This is a genomic window from Providencia sp. PROV150 (assembly GCF_028481025.1).
Taxonomy (GTDB): domain Bacteria; phylum Pseudomonadota; class Gammaproteobacteria; order Enterobacterales; family Enterobacteriaceae; genus Providencia; species Providencia hangzhouensis.
Genome location: NZ_JAMPPJ010000007.1, coordinates 37,211 through 61,346 on the forward strand (window position 1 = coordinate 37,211; position 24,136 = coordinate 61,346).

Below are 24,136 nucleotides of genomic sequence, written 5' to 3' on the forward strand. Positions count from 1 at the left end.
GTTGACATGATAATCGCAATATTTAAACTGGCAACAACTTTTTCAACTGGAGAGTTTCCGTGAGCCAATTAAAACAGTGGACAATAAAACGAGCTAATGAACTGTTTTCAATGCCTTTTTTTGAATTATTATTTCAGGCACAGCAAATTCATCGCCAACATTTCGACCCCCAGCAAGTGCAAGTCAGTACTTTGCTATCGATTAAAACTGGGGCTTGCCCAGAAGATTGTAAGTATTGTGCGCAAAGCGCGCGCTATAAAACAGGACTAGAAACTGAAAAACTAATGGAAGTTCAGCAAGTTCTGGAGTCTGCGAAAAAAGCTAAGCAAGCAGGTTCAACTCGTTTTTGTATGGGCGCGGCATGGCGCAATCCGAAAGAACGCGATATGCCTTATCTTGAAATGATGGTAAAAGAAGTGAAGTCATTAGGGATGGAAACTTGTATGACTTTAGGGATGATTGATAATTCTCAAGCTCAACGCTTAGCAGAAGCCGGGTTAGATTATTATAATCATAACCTTGATACATCTCCTGAATACTATGGCAATATTATTACGACTCGCAGTTATCAAGACCGCTTAAATACACTCGAAAATGTCCGAGACGCAGGGATCAAAGTCTGCTCTGGTGGGATTTTAGGCTTAGGCGAAAAAGTCAGTGACCGAGCGGCCTTATTGGTGCAACTGGCAAATTTACCTAAACCGCCAGAAAGTGTGCCGATCAACATGTTGATGAAGGTTGAAGGAACCCCGATGGCAGATAACGAAGATGTCGATGCGTTTGATTTTATTCGTACTATTGCCGTTGCACGTATCATGATGCCAACGTCATACGTTAGGCTGTCGGCAGGCCGTGAATACATGAATGAGCAAACTCAGGCATTATGTTTTATGGCCGGTGCGAACTCAGTATTCTATGGGTGTAAATTATTAACGACGCCAAACCCTGATGAAAACAAAGATTTAGCACTATTTAGAAAACTGGATATTAACCCTGAGCGAATTGAAACTGACGAAGGGGATAACCATCAAGCCGCTAAGTTAGCCGAAACGTTGTTAACCGCCGATAACCCTCAATTTTATAACGCAGCAGTATAATGACTTGGCAATCATTTATACAAAACCAGATAGAGCAGCGTAAGCAGGCTTCTATCTGGCGTCAACGGCAGTGTATTGATAGTGCCAATGGTCGTTCGCTTTTTCTGGCTGGAAAAGAATTTCTTAATTTCTCATCCAATGATTATTTGGGATTAGCCCATCATCCTCAAGTGGTTGCCGCGTGGCAACGTGGGGCTGATGAATATGGTGTGGGTAGTGGAGGATCGGGCCATATTACAGGGTTCACCAAAGCACATGATAAATTAGAGCAAGCTCTCGCTGATTGGCTCGGCTACCCAAAAGCCTTATTGTTTATTTCAGGCTTTGCCGCGAACCATGCGGTGATCACGGCATTAATGTCGGAAAATGATCGTATTTTAGCGGATAAACTTAGTCATGCATCGATAATGGAGGCCTCGATTCATTCAGGGGCTCAATTAAGGCGCTTTAAGCATAATAACCCTCTATCACTTGATAACTTAATCCAAAAACCCGTTTCGGGAAAAACGCTTGTCGTCACAGAAGGCGTTTTTAGTATGGATGGCGATAGTGCTCCACTTCAACAATTGCAGGAAATCGCTAGAAATCAGCATGCTTGGCTGATGGTTGATGATGCACACGGTATTGGTGTTATCGGAGAACAAGGCCGTGGTAGTTGCTTCGCGAATGGGGTTAAACCTGAAATTTTAGTCGTGACATTTGGTAAAGCGTTTGGTTTAAGCGGCGCAGCGGTATTGTGTGATGAGTCAACGGCTGAATTTTTTGTCCAATCCGCACGCCATTTAATTTATAGCACTTCAATGCCTCCGGCTCAGGCTGTCGCGCTTCTAGCGGCAGTTGAGCAAATTCAGCTCGCAGATCAAGCACGAGAAGACCTTAACCAACATATTGCGTATTTTAGAAATAATGCTGATTTTAATGGCATGCAGCTGGCTAATTCAATGACGGCTATTCAACCATTAATTATCGGGGAAAACCAAGCTAGCCAACAGTTAGCCAATTTCTTACGCAAAAAAAATATTTGGGTGCAAGCGATCAGGCCGCCAACGGTTCCGCCTGGGAGTGCTAGGTTACGAGTCACATTAAGCGCTGCGCATCAACGTCAAGATATCGATCAATTATTGGAGGCTTTACATGACGTTATCGCTCAGTCGTGAAAAGCATAAAATTGCAGCGGCATTTGGCCGTGCGGCTAAAAGTTATGACTCAGTGGCAAGTTATCAACGATCAACAGGAACACAACTGCTTGGTCAACTGACTTCAGTCTTAAACAGTTCAGAACTCACAGCACCATTACATATTTTAGATGCAGGGTGCGGTACGGGGTATTTTAGCCATAAACTGAAAAATCAAGGACATCACATCACGGCTTTAGATCTTTCTGCTGGTATGCTCGAAATGGCGCAAACGAAAGCTGTGGCTGATCATTATTTATGTGCTGACATAGAATCCATTCCGTTAGATTCACAAACCTTTGATGTGGTTTTTTCCAATTTATCGGTCCAATGGTGCCAAGATCTCAGCAAAGCATTAAGTGAATTATATCGAGTAACAAAACCGGGGGGAGTTGTGGTGTTTACCACACTTGCAGAGCATTCTCTCGCAGAATTGTCTTCAGCTTGGCATTCACTTGACGGCTATTCACATGTGAATTCCTTTCTCAGTGTTCAGCAGATACAAAATAGTTGTCAGTCATGGAGACATAAACTTATTTTTCAGAAGGATACCGTCTATTTTCCTGAATTAATAGCGTTGCTTCATTCATTGAAAGGCATTGGGGCGACACATTTGACTGCTGGGCGTAAAGCAGGGTTAATGACCCGCCAGCATTTGCAGCAACTTGCTTTGCTCTATCCAATGACAGAGCAAGGCTTACCTCTAACTTATCATACGGTGTTTGGAGCGATTTACCGTGACTAAAATGTACTTTGTAACAGGAACGGATACAGAAGTAGGGAAAACCGTTGTAAGTTGTGCTTTATTGCAAGCTGCGGGTTATCAAGGTTTGAATACGGTGGGCTATAAGCCTGTCGCATCTGGGAGTGAGCTCACGGCGGATGGCCTACGTAATAGCGATGCGTTGTTATTACAAGCCAATAGTCGAGTAAAATTACCCTATGAGGCGATTAATCCTATTGTATTTGAAGCGCCAACTTCACCGCACATTATCAGTGAGAAATTAAATCAACCCATTGAATTTTCAGTGATAAATAAAGGGTTGGTTTATTTGAAGTCCCAAGCGGATTGGTTATTAGTCGAGGGGGCTGGTGGATGGTATACCCCGTTATCTGTAGAAAAAACTTATGCAGATTGGGTGATTGAACAGCAACTCCCCGTTATTTTAGTTGTTGGTGTTAAGTTAGGCTGTATAAACCATGCATTGTTAACCATGGAATCTATCGAAGCTGCAGGTTTACCCGTAGCCGGCTGGGTTGCCAATGAAGTTGAACCCGCAGGTATTTTCCAAGAGCAATATTTGTTAACACTTAACCGAATGATCAAAGCACCTTGTTTAGGGGTGATCCCACACCAAAAAACACTCAACGGTAAATTAGGAAGCTATTTGGATCTTTCTTTATTAACTATTTGATTATATAAAAATATCAATACTTTTCCCCAAGCCACACTCAATGCTTGGGGCTGATCAATTGTTAAATAGGGAGCCGATCTTTTTTAACGTTCTCAACTAAAATACTGTCAAGTATTTCAGTAAAAATACCACTCAGATCTTAATAAAAAATATAAAATCTGTTTTTCATAGCAGTTACTACTTAAAAATTTTTTCATTAAACTGCCATCTTTTTGTCATTTTGCCTCCATTGAGTAAATCTTAGAGATCCTGTGAATCCATGAGCTCTAAGGGCTTCAAGAGTTATCCACCATTTCTGTGGATAACCTTGTGTATTAACGTTATAAAACAAGTTCTACGCTAGGTGACAAGCGGCTTTGGGTTTATTTGATGTGATTCTGGACTTTAAATTAATCTATAATAAATACAAATGGTTAAATAAAATCAAGCCTTCAATTTGTATTTGAGGTATGGCATAAAAATGCAATAGCATAAAATATAAAGTTTCAAAAAGGTCAAGTACTTTTTTGGGGATAACATTTTTATAAACATATCAGAGCGGAGATTAACAGAAAATTTAGCTTCAATACTTGAAGCTGGTTTTTTATCCAGTATCATATTGGAAGAAACTTGTTAAGGGGCGTTAATATGAGTAAGGATTTTAAGCTGTATTCTGATTTTCAGCCGGGAGGGGACCAACCCGAAGCTATCCATAAATTAAGGGAAGGGCTACAAGATGGACTTGCTCATCAAACTCTATTAGGCGTAACGGGGTCCGGTAAAACGTTCACTATTGCCAACGTCATTGCGCAAGAGAACCGGCCCACCATGCTAATGGCGCATAATAAAACCTTAGCGGCACAGCTTTATAGTGAAATGAAAGCCTTCTTCCCAGATAACGCTGTGGAATATTTCGTTTCTTACTATGACTATTATCAGCCTGAAGCTTACGTCCCAAGCTCAGATACTTTCATTGAAAAAGACGCCTCTGTAAACGAACATATTGAGCAAATGCGTCTATCTGCGACTAAGGCCTTACTCGAACGCCGCGATGTAATTGTGGTGGCTTCTGTGTCAGCTATTTATGGTTTGGGTGACCCTGACAGCTATTTAAAAATGATGTTGCACCTAACGGATGGCATGATCATCGACCAGCGCTCAATTTTAAGGCGTTTAGCGGACTTACAATATACGCGTAATGACCAAGCCTTCACGCGAGGGACTTTCCGTGTTCGCGGCGAAGTTATCGATATTTTCCCAGCGGAATCAGACGAATATGCCTTACGCGTTGAGCTATTTGATGACGAAGTTGAACGGTTATCATTATTTGACCCATTGACAGGTCAAATACAACATCGTGTTCCTCGCTTTACCGTTTATCCAAAAACGCACTATGTCACACCGAGAGAACGTATCCTTGAAGCAATGGAACAAATTAAGGTTGAATTAGCGGATAGGCGAAAAGTATTACTGGAAAACAATAAACTACTTGAAGAACAGCGTATTACCCAACGAACACAATTCGACTTAGAAATGATGAATGAGCTCGGTTATTGTTCAGGTATCGAAAACTATTCGCGCTACTTATCGGGTCGTGCGCCCGGTGAACCACCTCCGACATTATTCGATTACTTGCCTGCAGATGGCTTGCTAGTGGTAGATGAGTCTCACGTTACCATCCCACAAATAGGCGCGATGTACAAAGGGGACCGCTCAAGAAAAGAGACCTTAGTTGAATATGGTTTTCGTCTTCCTTCTGCATTAGATAACCGGCCAATGCGTTTTGAAGAATTCGAAGCTTTAGCGCCGCAAACTATTTATGTTTCAGCAACACCGGGTAACTATGAGCTTGATAAATCAGGCAATGAGGTGATTGAGCAAGTTGTTAGGCCTACAGGCCTACTTGACCCGATAATTGAAGTTCGCCCAGTTTCTACCCAAGTAGATGATTTACTGTCTGAAATTCGTATACGTGTGCAGAAAAATGAACGTGTGTTAGTCACCACATTAACTAAACGTATGGCCGAGGATTTAACGGAATATCTCGAAGAACACGGGGAGCGAGTTCGTTATCTTCACTCAGATATCGATACAGTCGAGCGCGTGGAAATTATTCGCGACTTGCGGCTTGGTGAGTTTGATGTGCTGGTTGGGATCAACTTATTAAGAGAAGGCTTGGATATGCCAGAGGTATCTCTGGTGGCTATTTTAGACGCGGATAAAGAAGGTTTCTTGCGTTCGGAACGTTCGCTTATTCAAACCATAGGGCGTGCGGCTCGTAACTTAAATGGTAAGGCAATCCTCTATGGAGACAGGATCACCAACTCCATGCAAAAAGCGATTGCAGAAACAGAGCGTCGCCGTGCTAAACAAATGGCGTTCAACGAAGAACATGGCATCGTTCCACAAGGGTTGAATAAGAAAATCGGTGATATTCTGCAAATTGGCCACAAAGTGGGTGGCAAAGGAAAAAGCCGCACGAAAGACAATACCAAAAATAATAATTCGGTTGATATTCAATCAATGTCAACAAAAGAATTGGAGCAACGGATTTCGCAACTTGAAGCGCAAATGTATAAGCATGCTCAAGATCTTGAATTTGAAGCGGCTGCGCGAGTCAGAGACGAATTGCAGGAGATACGCTCCCAGTTTATCGCTAATTCCTAATTTTCATCATTTTCTTCATACTTCGCGTTGTGGGGGTGTTGGCTTCGTTCAGTCACTCGGGTCACATATTTATGTATGCTCCCCGAGCTGCCTTTATTTTCTTCATACTTCACGCTGTGGGGGTGTTGGCTGCGTTTAGTCACTCGGGTCACATATTTATGTATGCTCCCCGAGCTGCCTTTATTTTCTTCATACTTCGCGTTGTGGGGGTGTTGGCTTCGTTCAGTCACTCGGGTCACATACTTTATGTATGCTCCCCGAGCTGCCTTCACTTGCCGCCTACCCACAACGCAAAGTATTTTGAAAATGGGTATTGTAACAATAAGGTTGGAAGAGTTTTCCGCTGCGGGTATTTAGCAGCGGAATGGCGGTTGGGGATTATAACAAGTTGATGGTTTCTTCGATGGCTTGCAGTAACAGCTTTCTATCATGGCGATACGGAATATCGTCAGCTTCGAGTACCCGTTGGATTATTTTGCGGTCATGGCTGATATTATTGGTTTGTGTGCGTGGGCCAAGGATTAACGCATCAATTTTTTGGCAGCCAATATACTGTTCCATCATTTTTAGTTTGTCAGGTAAAGACAGGTTTGCAGCAGGGGAGCTAATTTCTTTCGCTAAATTGCCAATATAAATCATCGGGGCTTTACATTCGCGTAGTGCAGCCGCAATTTCATCCAAAAGTAATAATGGCATTAAACTAGTAAAAAAACTGCCAGGGCCGATAATAATTAAGTCTGCTTGGTGGATAGCCTGCAAGGCTTCTTTAGTTGCCTTGACTGTTGGATACAAACGTAACTCTTGTGGGATTTCATGTAAGGCATCAACATTCACCTCACCGTACACTTCATTACCCATTTCATCGACAGCCATTAAATCAACAGGAGATTCCGACATCGGGATCAACTGCGCATCGACTTTTAGCATATTACGGATAAGATTTATGGCTTCTAGTGGGCGCACACTTAAGTGATCTAATGATTTTAACATTAAATTACCTAAATTATGGCCTGAAAGCTCACCATTTCCGCTAAAACGGTATTCAAACATCGCTGAAGCAATGGACGGCTCAGTAATTAGCTGATTTAAACAGTTACGCATGTCTCCCCAAGCTATCCCACCTTCAGAGCGACGAATACGACCAGTCGAGCCCCCATTATCGGTTGTGGTGACAATACCCGTTAAACGAGAACCTAAAGAAGAAAGTGAAGACATCACGCGACCAAGCCCATGGCCGCCACCTAAAGCGACAACATGTTTGAGATCCGCCAGACTACAATTCGGCATAGTGTTCCTATATCAGTTAATTTTCAGTACTTATAAAAGCAAGTAAACCAGCGAGTTACGAAATACGTTTTTTACGCTAATGCCCGTTTTATGGCGACTAAAATAAATTGGGCGTTAATCTATCATAAAACATCATTCTTGGCTTAAGTACCGTGACAAAAAACAATAAAAGAGACGATTCTGTATTGGTGTGTAATTCCAAGGTATCTTCATCTGTCGCCTAATCACAACTAACAACGCAAATTATTTAGCGTTTTGATTAATGAATTCTGTGCTTCACTATTTATTTTTAATTGATATGCCAATTATTCAATTTGAAATATCGGTTTTGATAAGCGTTAAGTGCTGATATTTATAACGTAAACAATCAGATGGGGAGCTTGCTCCCCATTTTAGATCTATATCAATAAATGTTTAATTAAATAGTTAGAGATGTTAATCAATTAGTATGAAATTATACGGTTTGAAACCACTCAAAATGGAAAATTGTCATTGATAATAATAGCTTCGGTGATTCAACTATGTCTTTTGTAAGTCGTTGTATATAATGATATATATCGAATTGCAATTCGCTTTTTCAATTTCTATCGGCTAGAATCCTTACATAAATTAAGTGAACAGAGTGACGCATTTTGCAGTTTAAAATCAGTGACTCGGTTCCAGATAAAACTCCTAGCCTTTGCGTCTAAGTTTGAACGACTGAATATGATGCACTGGCCGTGGCCTAGAGCCACCAGGGTGCAAGATAGAAATGTCTGCATCTCCCGTACTTGGAAAGGTGTGATTATGCAGCAACTTGTCGATCAATTTGACCGGAAATTTTATTATCTTCGGCTTTCTATAACAGATGTTTGCAACTTTCGTTGCACATACTGCCTACCCGATGGCTACAAGCCAAGCGGTCGCCATGAATTCTTAACATTAGATGAAATTCGTCGTATCAGTACGGCATTTGCAGAATTAGGCACAGAAAAAGTGCGTATTACGGGCGGTGAGCCGACTATGCGCAAAGATTTCAGTGATATTATTGCTGCCATCAATGAAAATGAATCAATCAAAAAAATAGCCGTAACAACCAACGGCTACCGTATGGCGCGAGATGTGCATGAATGGAAAGCCGCAGGGTTGAACGCGATCAATGTGAGCGTTGACAGCTTAGATTCACGCCAATTTGCGGCCATCACAGGGCAAGATAAATTCTTTCAGGTGATGAAAGGCATTGATGCCGCCTTTGAAGCAGGCTTCGAAAAAGTAAAAGTCAATGCAGTGCTCATGAAAAATGTCAATGATATTGCGTTGAAGTCATTCCTAAATTGGATCAAGCACCGACCAATTCAATTACGTTTTATTGAACTCATGGAAACCGGTGATGGAAGTGATATCTTCCAACGCTTTCATATTTCAGGCGAAACTATTCGCGAACGTTTAATCGAAGAAGGCTGGTATATGCTTCCTCGTTCTCGTAGTGATGGGCCAGCTCAAGTCTTTAGTCATCCAGATTACCAAGGCGAAATTGGGCTTATCATGCCTTACGAAAAAGATTTTTGCCAAAGCTGTAACCGCTTACGTGTTTCCTCACTAGGAAATCTCCATTTATGTTTATTTGGTGAAAATGGTATTCCACTTCGTGATTTATTGGGCGCAGATGACCAAAACGAAGCGTTAAAAGCGCGTATTCAACGGGGCTTACACCATAAACGAGAAACCCATTTTCTGCATATGGGCGATAGCGGAATTACACCAAATTTATCCGTAATCGGCGGTTAACTCTTTTTTATTTCAGGAGAAAATATGTCCCAACTGACTCACCTCAATGCGTCGGGCGAGGCGCATATGGTTGATGTTTCAGCCAAAGCTGAAACTATCCGTGAAGCTCGCGCAGAAGCTTATGTCACCATGAACCCAGCAACCTTAACGATGATTGTCGATGGTAGCCATCATAAAGGGGATGTGTTCGCCACGGCACGTATTGCGGGTATTCAAGCGGCAAAAAACACTTGGCAGCTTATCCCATTATGCCACCCATTGTTGTTAACCAAAGTTGAAGTGATCTTGAAAGCGGAACCTGAACATAACCGCGTCCGTATTGAAACTTGTTGCCGGTTAACAGGGAAAACAGGGGTAGAAATGGAAGCGTTAACAGCCGCATCCGTTGCTGCGTTGACGATTTATGACATGTGTAAAGCCGTGCAAAAAGATATGGTGATTGGCCCTGTTCGTTTATTAGAGAAAACAGGCGGCAAATCTGGACATTTTAAGGTGGAATAATGATCACAGTATTATTTTTTGCTCAGGTACGTGAGCTAGTTGGAACGGAACGTTTAGAACTTACAGACTCGTACCAAAAAGTGGAAGACTTGCGCCAAGCACTTTCACAAAAAGGGGATCGTTGGGCGTTGGCACTTGAAGATGGCAAATTACTTGCCGCTGTTAATCAATCATTTGTTTCACTAGACCACCCTCTCTCAGAAGGGGACGAAGTGGCATTTTTCCCACCTGTCACTGGGGGGTAATATGGAAAACACCCATATTGCAGTACAAACTGAAAATTTTAGTGTTGGTGAGCAATATCAATGGCTTGCACAGTGTGATAGTGATGGCGCAGTGGTGACTTTTACGGGGAAAGTGCGTAACCATAATTTAGGTGACAGCGTTGCGGCATTAACACTCGAACACTACCCAGGAATGACTGAAAAAGCGTTAGCGAATATAGTCATAGAAGCAAAAGAGCGTTGGCCATTGCAGAGAGTTAGTGTGATCCACCGCATTGGCACCTTACAACCCGGCGAAGAAATTGTTTTTGTTGGGGTCACGAGTGCTCATCGTAATGCTGCATTTCAAGCGGCTGAATTTATTATGGATTACTTAAAAACGAAAGCCCCATTTTGGAAAAAAGAAACCTTACCTGAAAATGAACGTTGGGTGGAAGCGAAAGAAACCGACGAGGCGTCTGCAAACCGCTGGTAATCGCATTTTTTCCGCTAAAAAATACGAATTTGCTGAATGGTATTGTCAAAAGAATGTGTTAGACTTTGGTTAATTTCTCCGATTGCAGTATTTTTACTGGGTCGATTTTTCTTTTAGCGAAAGGGTAACCATCATGGGTCAGTTTGATCAACGTAATGATTCTCTTGTCCAGGGTGCCAATACTGGCGTTCAGGCATTTATGTCGCAAGTATACGGCTGGATGACAGTCGGTCTACTGCTGACAGCTTTTGTGGCATGGTATTCTGTAAGCAGTGGTTTGTACTACACCATTGCAACCAATAAGATTCTCTTTTTTGGAATGATAATTGCTGAACTTGGTTTAGTGATGGGCATTTCATTCCTGCTGCAAAAAATTAGTGGCATGGCAGCAACGGGCATGTTTATGCTCTATTCATTGCTCACCGGCTTAACGATTTCAGTTATTCTTGCCGCATATACTGGTGAGTCTGTTGCGGGCACATTTGTCATTACTGCGGTAATGTTTGGTGCATTAAGTTTCTACGGCTATACCACTAAACGTAGCTTAACAGGTATGGGTAACTTCCTGTTTATGGCGCTGATTGGTATTGTTGTCGCTTCTTTGGTTAACATCTGGCTGCAAAGCACCATGATGTATTGGGTGATCACTTACGGTGGTGTTTTACTGTTTGCTGCTTTAACTGCTTATGACACTCAAAAACTGAAAGAAATGGGTTCACAAATTGATGAAGACGACAGAGAAACAATGCGTAAATACTCTATTATGGGTGCGTTATCTCTGTATTTAGACTTCATTAACCTGTTCTTAATGTTGCTGCGTATCTTTGGTGACCGTCGCTAATTTGAGTGGCTTTCCTCATTACTCAGTGAAATGAGGGGATAGAAGTCGTTAAAATTGAAAACCCTTGTTACTTTGGTAACAAGGGTTTTTTTGATCTAAATACTATCGTAAAATATGATTTGAATATTATTAACTTGTTTGTGATTCAAGGCGTTAATGATAGTTCCAATGCTTTTAATTGTATTTTCAAAGTGTAATATTATTTCTTTTGATCACGCTATCTTCTTCCTAAATAAGTAATAGGCCACTGAACTGGTGATTATCGCAATGATGAATAATGGCCATAAACTATGGAAGATAACTGAAAAATCAGCATTTTTTAGGTATATCTGTTTGGTGATTTCAGTGAAATGACGAATTGGGTTAATCCAAGTGATTTGTTGCAGCCAAATTGGCATGTTTTCGACTGGGGAAATATAACCTGATAGCAGCACTGCTGGCATCATAAATACAAATACTCCAATGAACGCTTGTTGCTGAGTTGAACACAGTGCTGAAATAAGTAAACCAAACCCCACCAAGGACAACCCATAGAATAACATGGTGGCATAAAAGAGGAGTAGGGAGCCAGCAAAAGGAATTTGATAGCAAAAGATCCCAATAACTAGGACTAAACTTGCCTGTGCAGTCGCTACTATCAATGCAGGTACCGCCTTACCAATAAATATTTGCCAAGTGGTAAGGGGAGAAACGAGCAATTGGTCCAGGGTGCCTTGTTCTCTTTCCCTCGCGATAGAAAGAGATGTCACAATCAGTACCCCGATCGTAGTTATTAAAGCTACTAATGAAGGCACAATAAACCATTTATAATCTAAATTGGGGTTGTACCAATTACGAACGATTAATTCACTGTTGTTCGGCAGAGTCTGTGATTGCGTTAGCTCATGTTGGTATTGAGTGACAATTTGTGCAACATAATTTGCTGCAATTTGCGCACTATTTGAATTACGTCCATCAAGGAGTAACAGCATATTAGCGTTATGGTGGCTTTCAATATCAGCACTAAAGTTTTGCCCAAAACGGACAACCAGCAGAGCCTTACGGTTATCGAGCGTTTCACGAATTTCATGTTCATTCTTCAATAATAAAACTTGAGAAAACGCACTGGCTTTGGCGAGACGTTGAGTCAACTCGATAGAATGCTCACCACTGTCTTGGTCAAAAATTGCAATGGTGGTGTTAGTGACCTCAAGAGTGGCAGCCAGAGGAAATAAAATCATCTGAAATATCACGGGTAAAATCAAAATAGCCCGTGTTTGTGGTTCTTGAAGTAATGATTGAAGCTCTTTCATAATTAAGGTGTATAGGCGATAAAACATAACTTCACCTCAATCCAAACGACGGCGAGTTTTTAGCGCCGTCAGTCCAATAAATAGTATTGCAGAAGCGATGAGTAGCAGGAAATCTATCAATAAAACAATATAGATATCACCTGCAAGAAAGAGAGTTTGTAAACTGCTGACAAAGTACCGGGCAGGGATAAAATAAGTCACAGCTTGAATAATGGCTGGCATACTATCAATTTCAAAAATAAAGCCAGATAACATAATAGCAGGTAAGAAGGCGGCATTCAGAGCAACCATCGCTGCATTAAATTGGTTACGAGTAATTGTTGAAATCAATAACCCCATCCCTAATGCCGTTGCCAAATAAAGGCTGGTAATGACAAATAATACCAATAGAGAGCCGCGATAAGGTACTCCTAAGACAAATGTGGTGACAAACATGCATAACACCATCACAAAAGTACCAAGCACTTGGTAAGGCAATAATTTTGAAAGCAATAACTCAGTTTTAGTGATTTGGGTTGAAAGCAATGCTTCCATCGTGCCACGTTCCCATTCTCTTGCAATAACTAAAGAGGTCAAAATAGCACCAACTACGGTAATAATGATGCTAATTGCCCCTGGAATAATAAAATGCTGACTAATTGCCGCTTCATTAAACCAATAGCGCATATTGAGTTCAATTAGTGGGTCTGTTGGGTAGCCTTTATTTTCCCCTTGCTGCACCAGCCACGTTTGCCACACACCTTGAGTATAAGCTTGCACAAAGTTAGCCGTATTCGGTTCGCTGCCATCAGTAATGACTTGAATTGCGGCATGACCTTGTTTTTGCAGCAATTGGGCTGAAAAATTTACAGGAATGACGATAATGCCGCGAATTTCACCCGCTTGCATTTTATCGATTAATAAATGGCGGTTATTACTAATAGTCGCATCGATAAATGGCGAACCAGTGAAGGTATCAACCAATTCACGAGCTTGCGAACTTTGTTGCTCAAGTAAAATACCGACACGTAATTTACTTGAGTCTAAATTGATACCATAACCAAAAATAAATAGTAACATCAATGGAATAAGCACAGCTATAAGAGCGCTGCTAGGATCCCGCACAATTTGTTTACTTTCTTTCCAGCATAGTGCTTTAAGCCTACGCCATGAAAAATGAGAAGCGGTGTGAGTCATAGTGCCTCCTGTTGCTTATCATAATTCATGATGAGCTCGATGAATGCATCTTCCATGGATGGGTCAGGGTTTTCAGCACTTGCGACTTGCTGTTTCAGTTCATCAGGGGTTCCTGCCGCAATAATTTTTCCATGGTAAACCAGCCCGATACGGTCACAATACTCTGCCTCATCCATAAAGTGAGTCGTGACCATAACGGTAACGCCTTTATCAACCATTCCATTGATATGTAACCAAAATTCTCTACGAGTTAGTGGGTCAACACCTGAGGTTGGCTCATCTAAAAATAAGATATCAGGCTCATGCATTAATGAGCAGGCGAGGGCTAAACGCTGCTTATACCCCAGAGGGAGGGATTCAGTCACCTGATTGATAATCGGTTTGAAATTAAAGGCCTCAACCATTTCTTGGATTTTTTTGGTTTGTTGTTGATGATGTAAACCATAAACACCCGAAAAGAATTTCAGGTTTTGCCCCACTTTTAGGTTACCGTACAGCGAGAACTTTTGTGCCATATAGCCAAGGTGCTGCCTGACTTTGTTTGAACTCGTTTTTAAATCCATTCCAAGAACGAGTGCTTGCCCATCTGTTGGCTTCATTAACGCACACATCATTTTAAAAGTTGTCGATTTTCCCGCACCATTTGGCCCCAATAAACCAAAAATTTCTCCTCGTTTAACTTGGAAATTTACGGTATCAGTTGCCGCAAATTGGCCAAATTTTTTGGTTAAATTACGCGCTTCTATGACGGTTTCTTCAGGATTAGGTGGAATTTGCGGTACGATAGCGGCTAATTCCGAACGATGAGATGGGCCCCCGCCTAATAAGTCAATAAACGCATCTTCAAAACGTGGCTGTGCTTCAATGAGTTTTCCATCTGCCATATTTAATGCAGTTAATAAATTTGTCTGTGATGCATTAGGCTTCAAAATTAAGCGAATATAGCGGCCTTGGATTACACCATCGGTAGTTTCTGGTAATACGAGTGCGTTTTGTAATACAGTACGTTTTTGTGTGGCTGGTACATCAAGTAAAAACGAGCGTCCCGCCATTTTTTCAGTTAATAACTCGGGCTTGCCTGCATAAAGCTGTTTGCCTTTATTTAATAGCAGCACATTTTTACATTGCTGAGCTTCATCTAAATAGGAAGTACTCCAAAGAATGAGCATTCCATCATCGGCAAGAGTATGAACCATTTGCCATAGTTCGCGTCGAGCGATGGGGTCAACACCAACACCGGGTTCGTCGAGTAAAAGAACCTTGGGTTTTCCTAATAATGTACAGGCTAACCCGAGTTTTTGCTTCATCCCCCCCGATAATTTACCGGCTAGCCTATTGGTAAAAGGGGCTAGGCTGGTGAAAGAAAGCAGTTGCTGATAGGTTTTTTGGCGCTCTTCGCCGAGTACGCCACGCAAATCTGCGTACAAATTTAAATTTTCTTGTACGGTCAGGTCTTCATATAAACCAAATTTTTGGGGCATATAACCAAGGCCAGCTCGCATAGCAATGCTGTCGTCGATAGGGTCGAGCCCCATCACGCTAATTTTCCCTGCATCTGGTTTTAATAGCCCTGCAATCATGCGCATTAAAGTTGTTTTTCCTGCACCATCAGGGCCGACAAGGCCTGTTACAGAGCCCCCATGAATATCGATTGTTAAGCTTTCAACGGCTGGAGTATCCAAGCCAACAAATGTTTTCTCGACATTGGATAGGCGGATACTGTAATCATCACTCATAGCAAACTCTTACTGTTTATTATCAGTAAATTGAATAGTTACAGGCATACCTTGGCGTAAAGCATCATCTGCATCATTGACGACGATACGTAGTCGATAGACTAAATCGGTTCGTAAATCCGGTGTTTGTACGCTTTTAGGGGTAAACTCGGCGGTAGGGGAAACAAACCCGATGGTACCATGGTAAGGCTGATTTGGGCGGCTATCCGTATACAGCAAGACTTCTCTACCGGGGATGGCATCACCGAGGTGCGGTTCGCTAACATAGGCTCTGACCCAAACAGGATTTGTTAAAGTGACGCTAAATACGGTATTACCTGCACCGATGATTGTGCCAGGTTCGATTGCTCGGGTTAAAATAGTCCCAGAGGAAGGTGCAGTTAAAACGGTGTCTTGTAAGTCGAGTTCAGCTTGAGCGACAGCCGCTTCGGCTTGTAACCATTCGCCTCGAGCGGCAGCTATCTCTTCTTGGCGAAAACCGCTTTGGTATTGATTTAGTTTATCTTGTGCCGCTTGAAGGGCTGCAAATGCTTGGTTTCGATTGTTCTTCGCGTTATCTAAATCATTAGCTGAAATAACGCGGGAGGCAGCAAGCCCTTGCTGACGTTTATAGAAGTTATCGGCATATTGCCAAGCCGCTTGTTTTTGAGCCACTTCAGCTTCAACTTGTGCAACCTCTTGAGAACGGTAACCACTTTCTTTTAAAGCAAGTTGGGCTTTGGCGCTGTCACGTACCCCTTTGGCTTTATTTAACGCGTTAATGTAGGGGGCATCATCCAGTAGGCCAAGTTGCTCGCCTGCAATAATTTTTGCACCTTCATCAACGCTTAGGGATTTGAGCTTACCTGACACTCGAAAACCAAGATTTACCGTTCGGACATCAACATTGCCGTAGAGTGTTAATATTTTGTCTTGCTGTGATTGATAGTAGTAATAACCACCAATTGCAGCACCGATTAATATGAGAATAATGAAAACAACAACAGAACGGTTTTTATTGCTCATAGCTAACCTTACTTAAAGAATCAACGATATGAAAACAAACTTTGTTGTTAGAGGCCGCTGTTTTTAATGAAGAAATGTGGCACCAGCTGCAATAAAATCACCAGCCTCTAGTTATTATCAATGTGAATGAATCACTTTAATTATTTTATCATATCACTTTTCATATTGTTTGCGATGGCGTAAGCCTGCTAATAATATATTTGTATGTTCAATAAGAACTTGATTAATAATTTTAAATTCATTTTCATTGATATGTTTCCAACCCGTTTGGCGTAACAAAGTTTCTCGAGCAATTCGAAATGAAAGTGTTTCGCCAAGGATTGCGTGTGTGTGGATTAGCGTTGTTAAATGATTGGGGTCAGCACCAATGTAAATCGCAATCAAGCGGTTTAGGCGCGAATGTATTGGGCCTAAAGCCTGTTCATGGATTACCGTATAGGCTTCGGTCGGGTTGAGTTGTTCTCGTGCTAATATCCGAGAAAAACTTAAATTTTTCTTTTCCAACTGAAAATGATTATAGGCAATGACTGTTTTTTGTAGTAAATCAAGTGCATCATCAGTTACTTGTACTGACAAAGGTTGATTTAGAAAGTTGTCAATTGCTTGAAAAACATCATGGAAATCGTCCCGAATAGTTTTTGCGATAAGCTGAGCTACCGCTAAGTAAAGACCTTCTTTTGAGCCAAAATAATAAGAAATTGCGGCAATATTTTGCCCTGATGCCTGTGCGATCTTGCGTGTAGTAGCGCCATCAAGCCCTTGTTCTCCATATACATCAGCAGCAGTGAGAAGCAATTGCATTTTCGCATTTTCTCCTCGCAACGTTGACGATGAACCTGTATTCATAACCATTCCTTTAAAAATTCAGAATTAAATAACACCTAATTAGCTCTTAATGGCTTTTCATTTTTATAAAAAGTAAAAAACGACATCTCATAGTACAATGTAAGTATATATACTATGTGGGTCGGATTTTATATTAATTTATTAACCAAACTAAATTAATATATTTATCATCTGTAAATAATGTTAGAATTTTACACAGTGTCGCACGGCAGTTTGCGCTTTATCTTCTGACTCACTTCCCCCATAACTGCCACATTCAATTTGAAGCGGTGAAGCCCGGAGTAATTTAATTTGACTACTTTTTCAGACCTCGCGTTAAACGAGGAAATTTTGCTTGCCATTAATGAATTAGGTTATGAAAGCCCTACGCCTATTCAACAACAAGCTATCCCAGCCGTGCTTGCAGGAAACGACCTTTTAGCTAGCGCCCAAACTGGTACAGGTAAAACAGCGGGTTTTACATTGCCAATTTTACAGAAGCTGATTACAACTCCTCGAGCAGGAAAGGATCGCAAGCCTATTCGTGCGTTAATTTTGACGCCAACAAGGGAGCTTGCAGCGCAAGTTGCTGAAAATGTAAAAGAATATAGCCGTCACCTGCGTATTCGTTCTTTTGTCGTCTTTGGTGGGGTAAGTATTAACCCACAAATGATGAAGTTACGTGGCGGGGTTGATATCTTAATTGCAACTCCGGGGCGCTTATTAGATTTAGAACACCAAAATGCAGTAGATCTTTCCCAAGTCGAAGTTTTTGTTCTGGATGAAGCTGACCGTATGTTAGATATGGGGTTCATTCATGATATTCGTAGGGTGATTAATAAATTACCTAAAAAACGTCAAAACTTATTGTTCTCAGCGACGTTTTCTGACGAAATCAAACAATTGGCGAATAAATTACTCAATAACCCTGTAACTATTGAGGTTGCTCCGCGAAACTCAGCTTCTGAGCAAGTGACTCAATATGTTCATCTGGTTGATAAAAAACGAAAAGCGGAATTACTTTCGTTTATGATTGGCCGTGAAAACTGGCAACAAGTTCTTGTTTTTACACGTACAAAACATGGTGCAAACCGTCTCGCTGAGCATTTAAATAAAGATGGTGTCAAAGCTGCTGCTATCCATGGTAACAAGAGCCAAGGGGCTCGTACTCGTGCATTAGCTGATTTTAAATCTGGAGATATTCGTGTGTTAGTGGCAACGGATATCGCAGCTCGTGGCCTTGATATTGAACAGCTTCCTTATGTGGTGAATTTTGAGCTTCCTAATGTTGCAGAAGACTACGTTCACCGTATCGGTCGTACAGGCCGTGCAGAAGCAACTGGGATGGCAGTTTCCTTAGTATGTATCGATGAGGCTAAGCTACTCAAGGATATTGAAAAATTATTGAAAAAATCGATTCCATTGATGGCGATTGAAGGCTATGAGCCCGACCCCTCCATAAAGGCGGAGCCTATTCAAAAAACACCACAACGCAATGAACGTCGTTCAGGTGATAGAAACCAAGGTAAACCACCACGTCGCAGTAATTCGCCATCGTCAAAGCCTAGTTCAGGGAAGGGGGCAAGTTCCCCATGGAAAAACGCCCAGAAAAAAGTCAAACAAGGGCGAAGTGACAGTTAATCTTCCATAAAGCTTGTAGCTCTTTTTAATGTTAATGGCATTAACTAGAGCTACTTATGAAACTATTTCAAGCCTGTCACTGGTCACCCCCATCTTAGAATTTTCCTGCTCATCTATTCAATAAACGGTATGATAAGCAGGTGTTATTACGTTTTTTGTGAGCCATTTATGCGCGTTTTATTAGCTCCTATGGAAGGAGTTTTAGACCCTTTAGTACGTTGTCTATTAAGCGAAGTTAATAACTATGACTTGTGCATAACAGAGTTTGTTCGCGTGGTTGATACTCTTTTACCGGCAAAAACTTTTTACCGTTTATGCCCTGAACTAAAACATGGTAGTCGTACCCCTTCAGGGACATTAGTTCGCGTGCAGTTATTAGGGCAACACCCTCAGTGGTTGGCAGAGAACGCAAACCGAGCGGTCGAGTTAGGATCTTGGGGGGTTGATTTAAATTGCGGGTGTCCATCAAAAACAGTTAATGGCCACGGTGGTGGTGCGACGTTATTGAAGCAACCTGATTTGATTTATCAAGCTGCGAAATCAATGCGTGAAGCAGTTCCAAAAGAATTACCTATTTCGGTTAAGGTTCGTTTGGGGTGGGATAGTTCCGAATTTGCTTATGAAATTGCAGATGCGGTTCAACAGGCGGGGGCAACAGAACTTACTGTCCATGGTAGAACCAAAGAAGACGGTTATAAAGCAGAGAGTATTAATTGGTCTGCCATTGGAGAGATCCGCCGTAAATTATCGATCCCAGTGATTGCTAATGGTGAAATTTGGGACTATGCAAGTGCACAGCGCTGCCTTGAAATCACAGGTTGTGATGCCGTGATGATTGGTCGTGGAGCATTAAACACCCCAAACCTTAGCCGGGTGGTCAAATTTAATGAATCTAAAATGCCTTGGGAGCAAGTTGGCAGGTTGTTATTAAAGTATACAGAACTTGAAAAACAAGGGGATACCGGCCATTACCATGCAGCCCGGATTAAGCAATGGCTAGGCTATTTACGTAAAGAATATCATCAAGCAGATGAACTTTTTTCTCAGGTTAGGTCGTTAAAAAATGCCCAACAGATTGCGCAAGTGATAACTGAAATTGTGAGCAATTAGTTATGAATAATGTTGATTGGCAAAATTTTATAGTTGCGAAATTAACTTATAGGGTCTTTACTTAATTGGTAGGAGAGCGATTTTATTTATTTAAAGCTCTACTATTATATGAGAACATTTTGACATTATAGTGAAATTACCTAGTCTGGGAGGCGTAAGATGGGTGTAATTGCTTGGATTATTTTTGGTCTAATTGCAGGTGTTTTAGCTAAGTGGCTGATGCCAGGTACTTATCACATGGGGTTCATTATGACCACCGTGCTGGGGATTGTTGGTGCCGTTGTGGGTGGTTACATCAGTACTTTCTTTGGTAAAGGAAAAGTTGATGGTTTCAACTTTGGGAGTTTTGTTGTCGCGGTTATCGGTGCGATTGTCGTACTGTTCTTAGCCGGGATATTTGCCAAATAACCATTTCCTCTACTTGGTAAATCTTCATTCTATAAGCCACTTAAATAATCAAGTGGCTTATATTTTTATGGAAGAAGAGGATTACGACTCGATTGGCAGGCCGTTATCTTGCCCCCATTGGGCCCATGAACCATCATACAAACGCATGTTTTGGTTACCTAATAATGTTAATGCCATTAATACCACAGCTGCGGTCATTCCTGAACCACAGGTCATCACTGAAGGTGCATGGATATCCACACCTTGTTTATTAAAAATAGCTTTAAGTTGCTCCGGTGATTTGAATTCACCCTTTTCAACGAGAAGATCCCATGGGACGTTTTTGCTCCCAGGAATATGCCCCATACGTAGACCCGGACGTGGTTCTGGCGCTTTGGCAAGAAAGCGTGGTTCTGCACGAGCATCAATAATTTGAATTTTTCCTTGATTTACAATATCAAGCATGTGCTCTTGATTCAGTGCGTTACTGTCTTTACGTATGGCATGGAATTGTTTCGCAGCTGGCGGAGTAACTTCCCCGGACTGAACATCAAACCCTGCTGCTTTCCAAGCATCGATGCCACCGGCTAAAATTTTAACGTTTTTGCAGCCCATAGTGGTGAAAGTCCACCATGCTCTTGGGGACGAAAATAAGTTATTCTGCGAATAAATAATAACTTGGGTGTCATTACCTATGCCCATGGCACTAACTGCTTGGCTAAAAACATCGGCACTTGGCAGCATATGGGGTAAATCACAGCTTTTGTCTGCAATTTCATCTTGATGAAAGAACTGAGCGTTAGGAATATGTTCTTCTAAATATTGTTGGCGGCAATCATAAGGTGCGGTCGGTGGCGGAGAAGAAGCATCGAGTACAATGATGTTATCATCAAATAGATGTGAATTTAACCATTGTGGGGTTACGAAATAATCGTTGTACATAAGCTATCTCCATCCTGGGCTGATAAATTATTTTAAAATTACTGAATTTGATTGGGTGCTGGCAGTGCTGAAGGGGATTGCGGTTGCCCTTGCTCAAGTGGTGTGGTTGAACGTGTATAAATGTTCATACCCGCTAAAACAATACCGCCTACAGAACCAAAAGCGCATAATGCGCAAAGTGCGATAACAACCTTTTTCATTTTCTATAGCCTGCCTAGTGATAAAAATCCAAATGATATAAGAACTCAAAGTATAACCGGATGAGTGTTGCAAACAAGTTAAAAGCTATTATTTCTGTTGCAGAATGGGCGTTTTGCAAAAAGCTTCCCAATTTTTATGTATAATGGGTATTAATACAGTAGTTTTGCGAAGCGGTTGGCAAAAGCGTTTTTTACATATTCCGTATTGTTGTCAGTTTCGTTATCTTTCATTTTAACTTTGGTCACCTGCATAATTTATGTCCCTGTCGAATAAAACTAAAGAACAAATAACTCAGTGGTATAAAGGGTTGTCCGTACAAATTGACGGGTTTGTTTCCCGATCACCGCAGCGGCAGATGATCGCGCAAGTCGCAAAAAATTTAGCAGATGATGACGGCCGCCATTTGGTTATAGAAGCGCCTACTGGGGTGGGTAAAACGCTATCTTATTTAATACCAGGGATAGCGGTTGGTAGGGAAGAAGGTAAAACCTTAGTGGTCAGTACGGCGAATGTGGCATTACAAGACCAAATTTATAGTAAAGATTTACCCTTATTAAGCAAAATTATTCCTGATTTAAAATATACAGGGGCGTTTGGGCGTGCTCGTTATGTTTGCCCTCGTAATTTAGAAGCTATTTGTGCCGCGGAAGGCGAACAAATTGATTTAATGTTATTGGTGGAAGATAAAACAGAAATTGCGAATAGTGAAGAGCGGGCTATTTGTCAGCAACTGCGGCATGACTTTCAGAGTTTTGCATGGGATGGGCTAAGGGATCACCACAAACGTGCATTTAGTGATAGCTTATGGCGCAAAGTCAGCACAGATAAAATGAATTGTTTAGGTCGTAATTGTCAATTTTATCAGCGTTGCCCATTTTTTATTGCTAGGCGGGAAATCGAAGATGCCGATGTGGTGGTTGCTAATCATGCGTTAGTTATGGCTGCAATGGAAAGTGAATCGGTATTACCTGACCCGAAAAATTTATTATTAGTGCTTGATGAAGGCCATCATGTTCCGGATGTTGCAAGGGATGCCCTTGAAGTTGAAGGCGAAATTACGTTAGTTCAACTAACGGCACAGCTTGATAGCTTTATTCAGCATGTTGGGCAGTACATGGGGCAATTTCGTCCGGCGAAGCCACCAAAGTTAGCTAACCCCGAACGGTTACAGCAACATGCAGAAAAATTACGTGAAACATTTCGTGATTTCTCATTATTAGCGAATGCATTATTACCAGAAACATCAAAAGAAACTGAATATTTATTTCCGCTTGGTGTATTGCCTGAAGCTATGCAACTGAGCTGTCAGGCCTTGTTTAAGCAAACTGATGCATTACAGGGACTGGCGGAAGCCATCTTAAATGATTTGACGGAACAAACTGCGAAGCAAGATATTGTCCGCTTACATCGCTCCATTATTGTGACTAGTAGGGCTATGGGGTACTTTGAAAATATGTCGAAGCTTTGGCGGTTGGCGGCATTAGAACAAAGTTCAGGTGCCCCTGTATCAAAATGGTTAAGTCGGCGTTATGAGAAAAACCAATCTCGCTTCTTTATGCATTGTGCAGGGATCCGAGTCAGCGAACAATTACAACATTTGTTATGGCGAAATGTTCCTCATATTGTGATTACCTCGGCAACACTGAGGTCATTGAACAGTTATTCACGTTTTATGGAACTTACTGGGTTATCCGAAAAAAGTGATGACCGCTTTGTGACATTATCTTCTCCTTTTAACCATGTTGAGCAAGGAAAAATTATTATTCCTAAAATGGAATATGAGCCAACGATAAACACTGAAGCTGAACACTTAGCGGAAATGGCAGTATTTTTCCGTGAACAATTCGCTAAAAATACTCACCGTGGAGTACTGGTTTTATTTAGTAGCCAAAGAGCGATGGAAGGTTTTCTTGAGCACGTAAAGGATTTGCGTTTGCAGCTTTTAGTTCAAGGAGATCAACCACGTTACCGGTTAGTCGAAACTCATTGCGAAAGAATTAACCAAGGGCAATCTAGTGCCTTAATTGGCTTACAATCGTTTGCTGAGGGGTTAGACCTAAAAGGGGAATATTTAACTCAGGTCCATATTCATAAAATTGCATTTCCACCAGTAACAAACCCTGTGATTATCACCGAAGGGGATTGGTTGAAATCATTGAAGCGATACCCATTTGAAGTACAAAGTTTACCTAGCGCCTCATTTAACTTGATACAGCAAGCAGGTAGGTTGATTCGTAGTCATGAGTGCTATGGTGAAATTATTATTTATGATAAACGTTTGCTAACTAAAAATTATGGTAAAAGGCTATTAAATGCATTACCTGTATTTCCTATAGAACAACCTGAGATACCTAAAAAAAGTAAATAACTAAGTTAACTTATTTTATTTTTAG

At 41.4% G+C, this 24,136-nt stretch carries 23 protein-coding genes and 1 riboswitch; of the genes, 14 read left to right on the plus strand and 9 right to left on the minus strand.

Annotated elements, in window-relative coordinates; all coding sequences use genetic code 11:
• The first annotated feature begins 59 nt into the window (after window positions 1-59).
• From bioB to uvrB, 5 genes are all read left to right on the plus strand, one after another.
• Window positions 60-1,097 carry a biotin synthase BioB gene (gene bioB / locus PSE83_RS06870; RefSeq protein WP_136135076.1) on the plus strand — a complete coding sequence of 346 codons (1,038 nt, stop codon included), beginning with the start codon at window positions 60-62 and terminating at the stop codon, window positions 1,095-1,097.
• Complete coding sequence (bioF, locus tag PSE83_RS06875) at window positions 1,097-2,254, plus strand: 8-amino-7-oxononanoate synthase (RefSeq protein WP_172767360.1); 1,158 nt, start codon at window positions 1,097-1,099, stop codon at window positions 2,252-2,254. Before bioB ends, bioF begins: the two co-directional genes overlap by 1 nt.
• On the plus strand, window positions 2,232-3,017 hold the full coding sequence (bioC, locus tag PSE83_RS06880) for a malonyl-ACP O-methyltransferase BioC (RefSeq protein WP_004256683.1): 786 nt from the start codon (window positions 2,232-2,234) through the stop codon (window positions 3,015-3,017). Before bioF ends, bioC begins: the two co-directional genes overlap by 23 nt.
• Window positions 3,010-3,687 (plus strand): dethiobiotin synthase, encoded by a 678-nt coding sequence (bioD, locus tag PSE83_RS06885; protein WP_172767359.1) that lies wholly within the window; start codon window positions 3,010-3,012, stop codon window positions 3,685-3,687. The genes bioC and bioD overlap by 8 nt, the downstream gene beginning before the upstream one ends.
• A gap of 627 nt (window positions 3,688-4,314) precedes the next feature.
• Window positions 4,315-6,333, plus strand: a complete 2,019-nt coding sequence (gene uvrB / locus PSE83_RS06890; protein ID WP_004256681.1) for an excinuclease ABC subunit UvrB — start codon at window positions 4,315-4,317, stop codon at window positions 6,331-6,333.
• Here the strand turns inward: uvrB and PSE83_RS06895 are convergent.
• Window positions 6,330-6,572: a hypothetical protein gene (locus PSE83_RS06895; protein ID WP_272525689.1), complete on the minus strand. Its 243-nt coding sequence runs from the start codon at window positions 6,570-6,572 to the stop codon at window positions 6,330-6,332. The genes uvrB and PSE83_RS06895 overlap by 4 nt on opposite strands.
• A 139-nt stretch (window positions 6,573-6,711) precedes the next feature.
• A complete protein-coding gene (locus tag PSE83_RS06900; protein ID WP_004256678.1) occupies window positions 6,712-7,620 on the minus strand; it encodes a gluconeogenesis factor YvcK family protein in 909 nt (302 codons plus the stop codon).
• Between the two features lie 657 nt (window positions 7,621-8,277).
• Window positions 8,278-8,417: riboswitch (molybdenum cofactor riboswitch) on the plus strand.
• On the opposite strand from PSE83_RS06900, the gene moaA reads away from it, so the two are divergent.
• From moaA to PSE83_RS06925, 5 genes are all read left to right on the plus strand, one after another.
• Window positions 8,407-9,387, plus strand: a complete 981-nt coding sequence (gene moaA / locus PSE83_RS06905; protein WP_036957935.1) for a GTP 3',8-cyclase MoaA — start codon at window positions 8,407-8,409, stop codon at window positions 9,385-9,387. Its footprint overlaps the riboswitch before it by 11 nt.
• Before the next feature lie 24 nt (window positions 9,388-9,411).
• Complete coding sequence (moaC, locus tag PSE83_RS06910) at window positions 9,412-9,888, plus strand: cyclic pyranopterin monophosphate synthase MoaC (RefSeq protein WP_004256674.1); 477 nt, start codon at window positions 9,412-9,414, stop codon at window positions 9,886-9,888.
• Entirely contained in the window at window positions 9,888-10,133 is a 246-nt protein-coding gene (gene moaD, locus PSE83_RS06915) for a molybdopterin synthase sulfur carrier subunit (protein ID WP_004256672.1), read from the plus strand. The genes moaC and moaD overlap by 1 nt, the downstream gene beginning before the upstream one ends.
• Before the next feature lies 1 nt (window position 10,134).
• A complete protein-coding gene (moaE, locus tag PSE83_RS06920) occupies window positions 10,135-10,587 on the plus strand; it encodes a molybdopterin synthase catalytic subunit MoaE (protein ID WP_004256668.1) in 453 nt (150 codons plus the stop codon).
• 133 nt (window positions 10,588-10,720) lie between these two features.
• Window positions 10,721-11,428, plus strand: coding sequence for a Bax inhibitor-1/YccA family protein (locus tag PSE83_RS06925; RefSeq protein ID WP_004256664.1), 708 nt, complete (start codon window positions 10,721-10,723; stop codon window positions 11,426-11,428).
• A 212-nt stretch (window positions 11,429-11,640) separates the two neighbouring features.
• On the opposite strand, the gene PSE83_RS06930 is transcribed toward PSE83_RS06925, so the two are convergent.
• The 5 genes from PSE83_RS06930 to cecR all read right to left on the minus strand — a co-directional run bounded on the left by PSE83_RS06930 (window position 11,641) and on the right by cecR (window position 17,489).
• Window positions 11,641-12,747, minus strand: coding sequence for an ABC transporter permease (locus PSE83_RS06930; RefSeq protein WP_036957934.1), 1,107 nt, complete (start codon window positions 12,745-12,747; stop codon window positions 11,641-11,643).
• A gap of 9 nt (window positions 12,748-12,756) precedes the next feature.
• Window positions 12,757-13,896, minus strand: coding sequence for an ABC transporter permease (locus tag PSE83_RS06935; protein ID WP_004256657.1), 1,140 nt, complete (start codon window positions 13,894-13,896; stop codon window positions 12,757-12,759).
• Window positions 13,893-15,632, minus strand: coding sequence for an ATP-binding cassette domain-containing protein (locus tag PSE83_RS06940; protein WP_004256654.1), 1,740 nt, complete (start codon window positions 15,630-15,632; stop codon window positions 13,893-13,895). Before PSE83_RS06940 ends, PSE83_RS06935 begins: the two co-directional genes overlap by 4 nt.
• A 9-nt stretch (window positions 15,633-15,641) precedes the next feature.
• On the minus strand, window positions 15,642-16,637 hold the full coding sequence (gene hlyD / locus PSE83_RS06945; protein WP_172767357.1) for a secretion protein HlyD: 996 nt from the start codon (window positions 16,635-16,637) through the stop codon (window positions 15,642-15,644).
• Window positions 16,638-16,790: 153 nt separating this feature from the next.
• Window positions 16,791-17,489, minus strand: coding sequence for a transcriptional regulator CecR (gene cecR / locus PSE83_RS06950; protein WP_004256610.1), 699 nt, complete (start codon window positions 17,487-17,489; stop codon window positions 16,791-16,793).
• Window positions 17,490-17,774: 285 nt separating this feature from the next.
• Between cecR and rhlE the strand changes: the two genes are divergently transcribed.
• The 3 genes from rhlE to PSE83_RS06965 all read left to right on the plus strand — a co-directional run bounded on the left by rhlE (window position 17,775) and on the right by PSE83_RS06965 (window position 20,621).
• Window positions 17,775-19,103 (plus strand): ATP-dependent RNA helicase RhlE, encoded by a 1,329-nt coding sequence (rhlE, locus tag PSE83_RS06955; protein WP_110591365.1) that lies wholly within the window; start codon window positions 17,775-17,777, stop codon window positions 19,101-19,103.
• A 168-nt stretch (window positions 19,104-19,271) separates the two neighbouring features.
• Complete coding sequence (gene dusC, locus PSE83_RS06960; protein ID WP_172767355.1) at window positions 19,272-20,213, plus strand: tRNA dihydrouridine(16) synthase DusC; 942 nt, start codon at window positions 19,272-19,274, stop codon at window positions 20,211-20,213.
• A 159-nt stretch (window positions 20,214-20,372) separates the two neighbouring features.
• The gene (locus tag PSE83_RS06965) at window positions 20,373-20,621 is read left to right on the plus strand and encodes a GlsB/YeaQ/YmgE family stress response membrane protein (protein ID WP_004256598.1); all 249 of its coding nucleotides are present in this window, start codon (window positions 20,373-20,375) and stop codon (window positions 20,619-20,621) included.
• A gap of 81 nt (window positions 20,622-20,702) precedes the next feature.
• On the opposite strand, the gene sseA is transcribed toward PSE83_RS06965, so the two are convergent.
• Together sseA and PSE83_RS06975 are read right to left on the minus strand one after the other, a co-directional pair.
• Window positions 20,703-21,542 (minus strand): 3-mercaptopyruvate sulfurtransferase, encoded by an 840-nt coding sequence (sseA, locus tag PSE83_RS06970; protein WP_172767354.1) that lies wholly within the window; start codon window positions 21,540-21,542, stop codon window positions 20,703-20,705.
• A gap of 38 nt (window positions 21,543-21,580) precedes the next feature.
• Window positions 21,581-21,742 carry a hypothetical protein gene (locus PSE83_RS06975; RefSeq protein ID WP_004256593.1) on the minus strand — a complete coding sequence of 54 codons (162 nt, stop codon included), beginning with the start codon at window positions 21,740-21,742 and terminating at the stop codon, window positions 21,581-21,583.
• A gap of 257 nt (window positions 21,743-21,999) precedes the next feature.
• On the opposite strand from PSE83_RS06975, the gene dinG reads away from it, so the two are divergent.
• Window positions 22,000-24,111 (plus strand): ATP-dependent DNA helicase DinG, encoded by a 2,112-nt coding sequence (gene dinG, locus PSE83_RS06980; RefSeq protein ID WP_165879243.1) that lies wholly within the window; start codon window positions 22,000-22,002, stop codon window positions 24,109-24,111.
• Window positions 24,112-24,136 lie beyond the last annotated feature (25 nt).